The 9,197-nt window shown below is 37.2% G+C and carries 9 protein-coding genes; 2 read left to right on the top strand and 7 right to left on the bottom strand.

Translation table 11 applies throughout. The annotated features are described in order from the left end of the window. A partial coding sequence (locus IRB43_RS11765) for a muramidase family protein (protein ID WP_203363672.1) occupies positions 1–703 on the top strand: 703 nt, incomplete at its 5' end. 39 nt (positions 704–742) lie between these two features. Here the strand turns inward: IRB43_RS11765 and IRB43_RS11760 are convergent. After that, positions 743–1,792 (bottom strand): 2,3-butanediol dehydrogenase, encoded by a 1,050-nt coding sequence (locus IRB43_RS11760; RefSeq protein WP_203363671.1) that lies wholly within the window; start codon positions 1,790–1,792, stop codon positions 743–745. A 361-nt stretch (positions 1,793–2,153) separates the two neighbouring features. Here IRB43_RS11760 and rlmD point away from each other — a divergent pair, with 361 nt between their 5' ends. After that, the gene (gene rlmD / locus IRB43_RS11755) at positions 2,154–3,545 is read left to right on the top strand and encodes a 23S rRNA (uracil(1939)-C(5))-methyltransferase RlmD (RefSeq protein ID WP_203363670.1); all 1,392 of its coding nucleotides are present in this window, start codon (positions 2,154–2,156) and stop codon (positions 3,543–3,545) included. Between the two features lie 12 nt (positions 3,546–3,557). On the opposite strand, the gene IRB43_RS11750 is transcribed toward rlmD, so the two are convergent. The 6 genes from IRB43_RS11750 to IRB43_RS11725 all read right to left on the bottom strand — a co-directional run bounded on the left by IRB43_RS11750 (position 3,558) and on the right by IRB43_RS11725 (position 8,849). Continuing rightward, positions 3,558–5,036: a recombinase family protein gene (locus tag IRB43_RS11750; RefSeq protein WP_203363669.1), complete on the bottom strand. Its 1,479-nt coding sequence runs from the start codon at positions 5,034–5,036 to the stop codon at positions 3,558–3,560. Beyond that, complete coding sequence (locus IRB43_RS11745) at positions 5,033–5,215, bottom strand: hypothetical protein (protein WP_203363668.1); 183 nt, start codon at positions 5,213–5,215, stop codon at positions 5,033–5,035. Before IRB43_RS11745 ends, IRB43_RS11750 begins: the two co-directional genes overlap by 4 nt. 344 nt (positions 5,216–5,559) lie before the next feature. After that, positions 5,560–7,080: a recombinase family protein gene (locus IRB43_RS11740; protein ID WP_203363667.1), complete on the bottom strand. Its 1,521-nt coding sequence runs from the start codon at positions 7,078–7,080 to the stop codon at positions 5,560–5,562. Then, the gene (locus IRB43_RS11735) at positions 7,077–8,459 is read right to left on the bottom strand and encodes a recombinase family protein (RefSeq protein WP_203363666.1); all 1,383 of its coding nucleotides are present in this window, start codon (positions 8,457–8,459) and stop codon (positions 7,077–7,079) included. Before IRB43_RS11735 ends, IRB43_RS11740 begins: the two co-directional genes overlap by 4 nt. Next, positions 8,456–8,635 (bottom strand): hypothetical protein, encoded by a 180-nt coding sequence (locus tag IRB43_RS11730; RefSeq protein ID WP_203363665.1) that lies wholly within the window; start codon positions 8,633–8,635, stop codon positions 8,456–8,458. The genes IRB43_RS11735 and IRB43_RS11730 overlap by 4 nt, the downstream gene beginning before the upstream one ends. Positions 8,636–8,699: 64 nt before the next feature. Then, positions 8,700–8,849 (bottom strand): hypothetical protein, encoded by a 150-nt coding sequence (locus IRB43_RS11725; RefSeq protein ID WP_203363664.1) that lies wholly within the window; start codon positions 8,847–8,849, stop codon positions 8,700–8,702. Positions 8,850–9,197 lie beyond the last annotated feature (348 nt).

Genomic DNA, 9,197 nt, shown 5'->3' with positions numbered 1-9,197 from the left:
TCCGAAACCAGTGGAAAAACCAAAGCCGCCAGTGAGTTCGAGTTCGAAAGTGACGCATATCGTCCAATCTGGGGATAGTCTGTGGAAAATCGCCAACCAATACGGTACAACGATTGAACAAATCAAAAAAGATAACAAACTAACATCCGATGCGCTAGCAATCGGTCAAAAGCTCATTATTCATACAAATAAAAATAAAAAAGAGCCAGGCAAAATACCCGGCCAAAAGATAAGCAAAAAGCCAAAAATGGCTTCCTCTACTATTATTATCGGCACAAATGATGATTCTTTATCCGTTTTAGCAAAAAAATATAATATTTCAGCAGAAAAAGCGACTTCAGCTCAACCATCAACAGTTGTCTATCAAATAAAAGCAGGAGATACACTGTATGCTCTTGCGGAGCGATTTAATACAGAAGTAAGCGAGTTAATGAAGTTAAATGATCTGAAGTATCCAATCGCTGTCATTGGCGAGAACTTGCAGATCCCTGCTGATCATGTGAAGAGCAGTCAAGGGATGATTGTTGGGGCGATTGATAATACGTCCATCGAAGTGTTGATCGATGGCATGCATCAAGCATTCGAAGTTTCTTACGGATCGTCTTATAGCTATCAATCTGAGGAAAACCAGCAAGTATTATTGACTTATACAGCAGGCAGTGCCGATCATCGTCCGGCATTGATCCATGTGGAAAAGGTTTAAAGAAAAGCGGTAGGAGCTACTCCTGCCGCTTGTTTACTATTATTCTGGTTTTACCAAAATTTTCACTTGATTTTTTTCTTGAAGAAGGGCATCAAAGCCTTCTGTCACGATATCATCTAGTTGAATGCGCTTTGTGACCAGTGTTTCTGCTTGGAAGTAGCCTTGTTTCATAAGCTCCATCACAGCAGGGAAGATGTCACGGTAAGCGATGATCCCTTTCACTGTTTTTTCTTTTAGGACAATATTATTAGGTAAGATCTCTGCGCCAGTTTCCCAAATGCTGACGATGATTGTTTCACCTTCGAAGTTTGTGCAATCAATTGCTTGTTGAAGAACAACTGGTACACCAGTGACTTCAAATGCCACATCAACTCCACCGTTAGATAGCTCTTTCAATTTCGCCACTGCATCTACTTCTGCAGGATTCACAACGATAGCTCCAAGCTCTTCTGCTTTAGCGATCCGTTCTGGTGAAAGTTCTACCGCATAAATTTCAGAAGCTCCGGCTGCTTTTAACGCTTCAATGACTAAAAGGCCAATCGGACCTGTACCAAATACTGCTGCTTTATCTCCTGCTTTTAACTTGCTTAAGCGAACAGAATGAAGCGCAACCGCTGCTGGCTCAACAAGCGCACCTTGCTCAAAAGACAGACCTTCTGGCATTTTATGTACCATATGCTCATCCACCATCGTATATTCAGCGAAACCGCCGCCTCCGCCTGATAAACCGTGGAAGCCTAATCCATCACAAAGATTGTATTTCCCTTTTTTACAAGCATCACACTCACCGCAAGCAAGAATTGGTTCTACAACGACTGGGTCGCCTACTTGGACTTTTGTTACCCCTTCGCCAATTTCAACGACCGTACCAGAAAATTCATGACCCATAATAATAGGTGCGATATCTTTACTAATCGGATGAGGAGCATCTACTGGAATGAAAATCGGACCCGCTGCATATTCGTGCAGATCACTTCCGCAAATACCTGCCCACTCTACTTTAATTTTCACTTTACCTGTTGCAATTTGAGGTTCTTCCACGTTCTCAACACGAATATCCTTTGCTTTATACCAACGTGCACTTTTCATAAAAAAACCCTCCAGCTATGTAATTTATCCTACACCCTTATCTTACCATCATTTGGTTTAAGAAGAAGGGAATAGTCTTAAAGTTTTGTTACGTTTCTGTAAATATTTTGTGTATTTATCCCGCATTAACGGGCTGTAAGACCCCCACCTCAACATGGCGGAAGAAGCGCAGACGTGTAGGCGGGGGATCAACAGCCCGTAAACGCCCCATCCGTTCAACTAACAATCAGTGGGGGATGAAGAAAACCCCCACTGATTGAAGTTTCACTTTATTTCTGTCAAAAGATCACTCATTTTGTCGATAGAAAAGTCGTGATATAATGAAGAGATGTATTAAATAAATTAAAGGCAGGTTAGAATCGTGGCAAAAATTCAAGCCCCTGTGCAAAAAAACGAAATCATTGATGTCGTATTTGAAGATTTAACTCATGACGGTCAAGCCGTTGCGAAAATTGAAGGTTATCCACTATTTGTGGCAGGTGCACTGCCAGGCGAAAAAGGAAGCATTCAAGCAACGAAACTCAATAAAGGCTACGGCTTTGGTCGCTTAATCGAATTAAAAGAAACAAGCCCATTCAGACAAGAACCGAATTGTCCGATCTACTCACAATGCGGCGGCTGTCAGCTTCAGCACTTATCCTATGAAGGTCAACTGAAAGCAAAAGAAAAACAAGTCCGCGATGTGATGGAGCGAATTGGCAAACTAGAAGACGTAACGATTCACCCCGTAATTGGCGCAAACGATCCGTGGCGCTACCGCAATAAAGCCCAAGTGCCAGTCGGTGAAGAAAACGGCGGCTTAGTCGCAGGGTTTTACCAAAAACGAAGCCATTCCATCATCAACATGGAACAATGCCTCATCCAGCACGAAAAAAGCGATGAAGTCATTCAAAAAGTAAAAACCATTTGTGACCGCCACGGCATCAAAGCCTACGACGAAACAAAGCATAAAGGCACCCTTCGTCACATCATGGCCCGCTACGGCAAAATCACCGGAGAAGTGATGGTCGTGTTAGTTACACGCACAGAAGACTTCCCAAATAAAAGTGCGATCATCGAAGAAATCACCGAACAAATCGACGGTGTCACCTCGATCATCCAAAGCATTAACTCGAAAAAAACAAACGTCATCCTTGGCGACACAACAAAAGTGCTCTGGGGCAACGAAGTCATTTACGACTACATCGGCGACATTAAATTCGCCATCTCCGCACGATCTTTTTACCAAGTCAACCCAGAACAAACGAAAGTACTTTACGACAAAGCGCTAGAATACGCCAACTTAACAGGAGAAGAACAAGTCATCGACGCCTACTGCGGCATTGGCACGATCTCCTTATTTTTGGCGCAAAAAGCGAAGAAAGTATACGGCGTAGAAATTGTTCCTGAAGCCATCGAAGACGCCAACCGCAACGCCGCACTAAACGGTATCACCAACGTCGAATTCGCCGTCGGAGAAGCCGAAACCGTCATCCCAAACTGGTACAAACAAGGCATCACCGCCGACGTCCTCGTCGTCGACCCGCCGAGAAAAGGCTGCGATGAAGCCTTATTACAAACCATCATCGATATGAAGCCGAAGAAAGTCGTTTATGTTTCATGTAACCCAGCGACATTGGCGCGGGATTTAAGAGTGTTAGAAGATGGTGGGTATAAGACGGTGGAAGTGCAGCCGGTGGATATGTTTCCGATGACGACGCACGTTGAGTGCGTCTCGCAGATGGTTTTAAAAGAAGAAGCAGGCAACCGCTAAGGGTTTCTGCTTCTATTCAAATGTTGGTGCGGAGAATCGATAGTGAATTCGAGGTGTACCATCCTCCTTCACTTCAATTCGATTAATTAAGCGATGTAAGATTTCAGCTGTTAACTCATCAAAGTTCAGAAATTGAAGAAGCTCTTGTTTTAGCTGTTCAATATTGTCAATCACTTGCTCATTTGCTAGTAAGGACAAGAGTTCATTCTTTTTCTCAACAAGTTCAGTTAATTCAATGTTGTTACTTTTAGCACTCTCTCGATAATCTTCATGGGTGATTTCTCCATCAGCTAACAGATTGATGTACTTTCTTTTGCGTGTTTTCAGTACATCGATCTGTTTTTTTATTTTATCCATTTGTTTGTTCAGGCTTTCCTTTGACTTGTTCGATCGGACCTCAAGCTGTTTCATATATTGTTCTTTATCAATTTGCTGCACTAACGTTTTGATATCGGATAAAATGGTTTCCTTAAGAAGTTCTTCTTTTATGACATGGTTGCTACAAGCTTTTTTACCATGTCGAGCGTAATTTCCACATATATACCCCTTCCTATTGCTTCGATACCACATACCTGTACCGCAATCCGCACAGTAAAGAACATTGGTAAACAAGTGTAACTTAGGTGCTGTAATGAATTTTGTTCTGACTTTCATTTGATTTTGAACAGCATCAAACATATCTTTAGAGATAATCGCTTCATGGGTATTCTTTATAATAAATTGCTCTTCCTTTGGGAGTTGTTTACGTTTCTTGCTTGTCACACTGACAGTTGTCGTTCGACCTTGCACTAAATTACCTACATAATGAGGGTTAGTAAGGATTAACTTGATAGTATTATCGCTCCATTTGTCTCCTGCATTTCTTTTCCCAGCAATTTCAGCGGGAGTGGGTACTCCTTCATTGTACAAACGTTTAGCAATACTACCTCGACCACTGCCAGACAAGTATTCATTGTAAATTCTTTTGACAATCTCAGGGGTATTATCGTCTCTAACAAAAAGCTTCCCATCCTTCGCTGTATAGCCATATGGAGGATTAGAACCTTTAAATAGTCCTTTCTTAGCGCGAGTTTTTAACGTCTCTTTTACACGATTGCTTGTATTTTGTGATTCCTGTTCATACATCCAGGCGTAAAGTCCAAACATATTCGTATTGCCTGTTAACGTGTTAATGGCGTTATCTAAAGTGATAATATGGATCCCTTGATTTTCACACAAGTTTTTGATTTTATAAGACAACTCACCATTTCTAGCTAAACGAGAGAGTTCTTTAGCTAACATGATATCAAATTTCTTATTTTGTGCGTCTTCGATCATTTTTTGCAAGTTCTTCCTTTTAGCTGTTGTGCCCGTTTGGACATCTACATAAAACTCATAGATGTCCCAGCCATTTTCCTCGATATATCTGTAAAACAAATCTTGCTGGTACTTTAATGAAGCCTTTTGTTCTTCTTTATCTGTTGAAACTCGAATATAGACTGCACATCTCATGAAACATCGGACTCCTTTTTGTTAATTTGAGATGTAGCAGTGTTCACCTTGTTAGCATTATTGACAAGTTCCTCGATTTTATGATTGATAAGAGAATCGAATACTTCATGAAAAGCCAGTTTAGGCTCAGCGAAAATTCGTTCTACTTTTTTTGGTTTATTTAAAGTTGAGCGGTTCATTATAAGTTATCCTTTCAGTTTGTTTTTGAATATAAAAAACCCCACAAGTGTACAAAGCCATTTCAACGAAAAATGACTAAGTAACCTGCGGGATTCGCTTATGTGGTTACGATTTATTTGGTAATTTTGTATGTCAAAGCTTTTATAAAAAATCAGCAATATATTAGGTATAGATTTTCGGTTTTTTGACCATAAAGGTAGATAAGGCATTCGGTTTTACGATCATCGAGGTATCCTTCGATGGTCAGATAACCGAAGAAAAACCTTCAAAATCCCTTTAAAACAAGGGATTTTGAGAGGACTGCTCACTTCACATTAGTTTTAGGAAAGCTAATGTCGGTTTTCTAACCAGTCGCATCGTCATGATTTAAAAATTTTTCGATTATATAACCAGTTGTATTCTCTAGCGAAATAAATGGAGAGAGCCTATAGCTGATTTCGAGATTGTCATTTTTCTCAAAATCAACAGTTATTTCATCAAAAAACATAAGTATAAATGTTCTTAATTCCGTATTTGAGAACGATTGAAAGCTTTTGTATTGTAAGTCTTTAAATAGCAGAAAGAGATAATCGTCCCCGAGTAACTTCTCAATTTTATCGATTGTATTAGCTAAGTAAGAAAATTCTGTTTGTAAATAATGCTTTGTATCGTTAAAGATATCAGCTAAATGATCAATTTGAGCTATTTCAGTAGTAAGGAATTTTTCATTGTAGATAGTTTTTTCTAGCTGGCTACTTAATTTCTTTTTTGCTTTATTTAATGTTATTATCCACTTTTTTAGTTGAACTTTAGCCGTTTCAACAAAATTTAGAAGTTGGGTGTTCCATTTTTTTTGTAGATCGTTTAAAACTGAATGATGAACAGGTAAGGTTGAGATTGACTTCTTACATTTATTACATCTGTAAATCAAGTATTTTCCTTTCTTCATCTTTGGAGAGTTGTCTTTAGCTACTAACTGAAATTGACACTTTTTACATGTGATTATTCCTCTAAGAAAATAAGGTGTGTCCATTTTTCCAAACTTATTTTTTAAATCATTAACTTGATGAACTAGATAAATAAGTGCTGGATTAACAATTGATTCGTGAATATGTTTAAATAATTCAATGTTTTCATCTAATTTAGGTTTACTGATTTCATAGCTTGTTCTAACATTCCAAGCTAAATGGCCAGAGTAAGCTTTGTTGTTAAGAATATAACTAATCGTGCTACTATTCCAATACTTAATTTTCTCAGTTTTAATTTCACATTTGTTTAAATAATTCGCAATTATTCTATGTGAATGTCCCCAGCTTGCCAAGTAGAAAATTAGCTCTATAATTATAGCGTCTTCATTTGGATGCAAAATACCATCTTCCATGTCGTAACCTGCAGGTGTACGGGATCCAGGACGTTTTGGATGGTTGCTATTTAGTAAGATTTTTTGTGCATCTTTGGCGCGTGTAGACTTTATTTCAGACTCCTCAGCAGCAAATACAAGCTTTGCTTGGGTAATAGGGTTGTTAGGGTTCCATTCACCTTTGTATTGTGTATTAAAAAATTGGGTGTTTGGATACTTTGCTTTGATAGGAAGATAAACATCGTTATAAAAATCAGTGATGCTTCTTGTTATTCTCGATTCCTCGTAGAAACAAATGGCTTCAGCCCCCGCTTCGATATCTTCAAAAACTTTTTGTAAACCTTTCCGTTTGCCGGCATTACCATGAAAAGCACTCGTGGCTTTGTCTTCGCGCCATTTAATGATTTCTATGTTTTCTTTTTCTGCTAACAGTTGGATTTGGTTCTTTTGTATCTCTAAAGAGTGGTTACCATCTTGTCTTTTATCCGAGTAGCGTAGGTAACCAATACCTTTACTTTTGTTCATATAACTTCCATTCCTTTCATGAACTTTGAAAGAAAAAGTTCAATGCTAACGTGTGTGTCGTGCACGGTTATTTTATCTACTAGTAATTCAGTCAATCTAACAAAATCTTGTTCAGAGAAGGTAATATCTAATTGAGATGTAATACGATAAAGGTCTTTGACCTCGTATTCTAAGGTTGCTAAATTTGATAGATCCGTACTTAGTTGCTGATATTTTTTCTTTAAAACCAATATTTCATTTATATTAGTTTGGAGGAAGGGTTTGTCTTTCCAATTCATTGTGCAGAGCATCAAGGATTTATCTAAATATTTTTCCGAGATCTCTTTTTGAGTTTGAACAATTCTTTTATTTTCCTTCCTTATGCCTTCGGAAATCAATCTCTTTGTAATATTAGGAATAACCGACCTTACATTTTCCATTATGGTTTGGTTAACCAACTCATTTAATTCTTCGATATTAATAAAGAGTCTTTTATGGTCTGAATTGCAAACGAAGTAGCCTATGTCTAAAAAGTCTTGTTGCTTGCGTTTCATTTTTTGTCCGCAATAACTACACAGAGGGGTAACAAAACACTTCTTATCTAGTTCATGAACTTTATTGTGGTAGTTATTAATAAAAGTATCTAATCTGTTTTTGACGGCAAGAAATAACTTTAAATCAATGACTGGTTCAACATGTGGCAGTGCTTGGTAATCATTTTTCATTTCAAAATGTCCCGAGTAAAAACAATTTGATAATAGTTTAAGAATTTTTTCTGGACTCTTTATGATCTTTTTATTTTGTATCAGTAATTCAAAAAACTCTTCTTCGTTTTCAGCTTTGCTAAAATCAGTAAATAATTTTTCAATGTGATCCTTTTTCTTTTGATCAACAACAAATTTGACTTGATTTTGATCTTTGATTCGGTTATATCCATAAATTCTAGAGGGAAATTGTTTCCTAGCATCAGCTGTGCGAGTCCTAATGTTTTCCCCTTCAACTTGACTGAACATTCCATAAAAAGCCTCTAGAGCTAACTTTCTACTAAAGTTTGGCTCGTTGCTAGCGGTATATACTACTTCAATCTTGTGTTTAATAAATATCTTGGTGATATCTACAAATTCATAAAAATTTCTAGCAAGACGATCACGTTTATAAACAATAACTTTTTTGACTTTGTCAGCTTTGATTAAATTGATTAACTCCATTAGTCGAGATCTTTTTGTCATTGGGAGTTTCGTAGCCGATACATCATGATCATTTAAATAAATTAGAGATTGGTCATTTTCGCTTAACTTTCTAGATTCTAAATATCTTTTAGCTGCCGATTCTTGTAATTCTAGACTTTGTGCAGAAGAACTCACGCGACTATAGATTACAATTAATCTTTCTTTTTTCATTTTAAAGTCCTCTCATTTAGTATTTTTTCGCTAATCAATAATGCTCTAAGCTTTAAGTCATTTTTAGAAATATGATCTAGAAGCATTTTCTCAACATAACGCTTTAGCCATAATTCAGCCTCTGATTGTAGTTCTTCAGAGTAAGTTACTTTGACTACTCTACATTGCTCACTCATGTTTATCCCTCCAGAAAAAAAGAATTGGTCTAAGTTTTGACTGGAGGGAAACTATTTATACATTTTAGCGAGACTGCTTTGTTTTCAAACTTACTTCCATATCCATTGATAATTGAATGTTTTCAACATCTTGCTTATCTTTCTTTTTCCGTGGTTTGATTATTCTTCTTGTTTCACAGCCTGAAATATTCAATTCTTTTATAATTTTGTTCATCTTTCTGTTCCTGCATGTGGATAAACAAAAGTATTACAGTTTTAGAAATTCCGACATTTTCACAATGTTTAAGGAATCTTTCAGATAAATGATCGATGCTTTTAGTTTTATTCTCCACTGAGGGGCCTCCTTTCTGGCTAAATATTTTTTGTCATTGATATCATGATTACTAAAATGAAATATTCTTATAGGTAAAAAGAATCATTTTTAGCTGGATATAATTCACAAACAATGTATGCCTGCTTGTGAATTAAATTTTGAAGAAATGTAATTTAAGAAGTTTTTATGCGAAGCGAATGACAGATACATAGACTTTTACTGATAAAGCTCAATCAATCGGCACTGGAT

The organism is Bacillus sp. REN10 (genome assembly GCF_016820555.1).
In the GTDB taxonomy this organism is placed as follows: domain Bacteria; phylum Bacillota; class Bacilli; order Bacillales; family Domibacillaceae; genus Bacillus_CE.
The sequence above is the reverse complement of the archived record's forward strand: the minus strand, read 5'-3'. Positions and strand labels throughout refer to the sequence as shown.

Bases quoted from the DNA above. Each gene is read 5' to 3' on its own strand.
- IRB43_RS11760 (WP_203363671.1), bottom strand. From the start codon at position 1,792: ATGAAAAGTGCACGTTGGTATAAAGCAAAGGATATTCGTGTTGAGAAC.
- IRB43_RS11750 (WP_203363669.1), bottom strand. From the start codon at position 5,036: ATGAGATGTGCAGTCTATATTCGAGTTTCAACAGATAAAGAAGAACAA.
- IRB43_RS11745 (WP_203363668.1), bottom strand. From the start codon at position 5,215: ATGAACCGCTCAACTTTAAATAAACCAAAAAAAGTAGAACGAATTTTC.
- IRB43_RS11740 (WP_203363667.1), bottom strand. From the start codon at position 7,080: ATGAACAAAAGTAAAGGTATTGGTTACCTACGCTACTCGGATAAAAGA.
- IRB43_RS11735 (WP_203363666.1), bottom strand. From the start codon at position 8,459: ATGAAAAAAGAAAGATTAATTGTAATCTATAGTCGCGTGAGTTCTTCT.
- IRB43_RS11730 (WP_203363665.1), bottom strand. From the start codon at position 8,635: ATGAGTGAGCAATGTAGAGTAGTCAAAGTAACTTACTCTGAAGAACTA.
- IRB43_RS11725 (WP_203363664.1), bottom strand. From the start codon at position 8,849: ATGAACAAAATTATAAAAGAATTGAATATTTCAGGCTGTGAAACAAGA.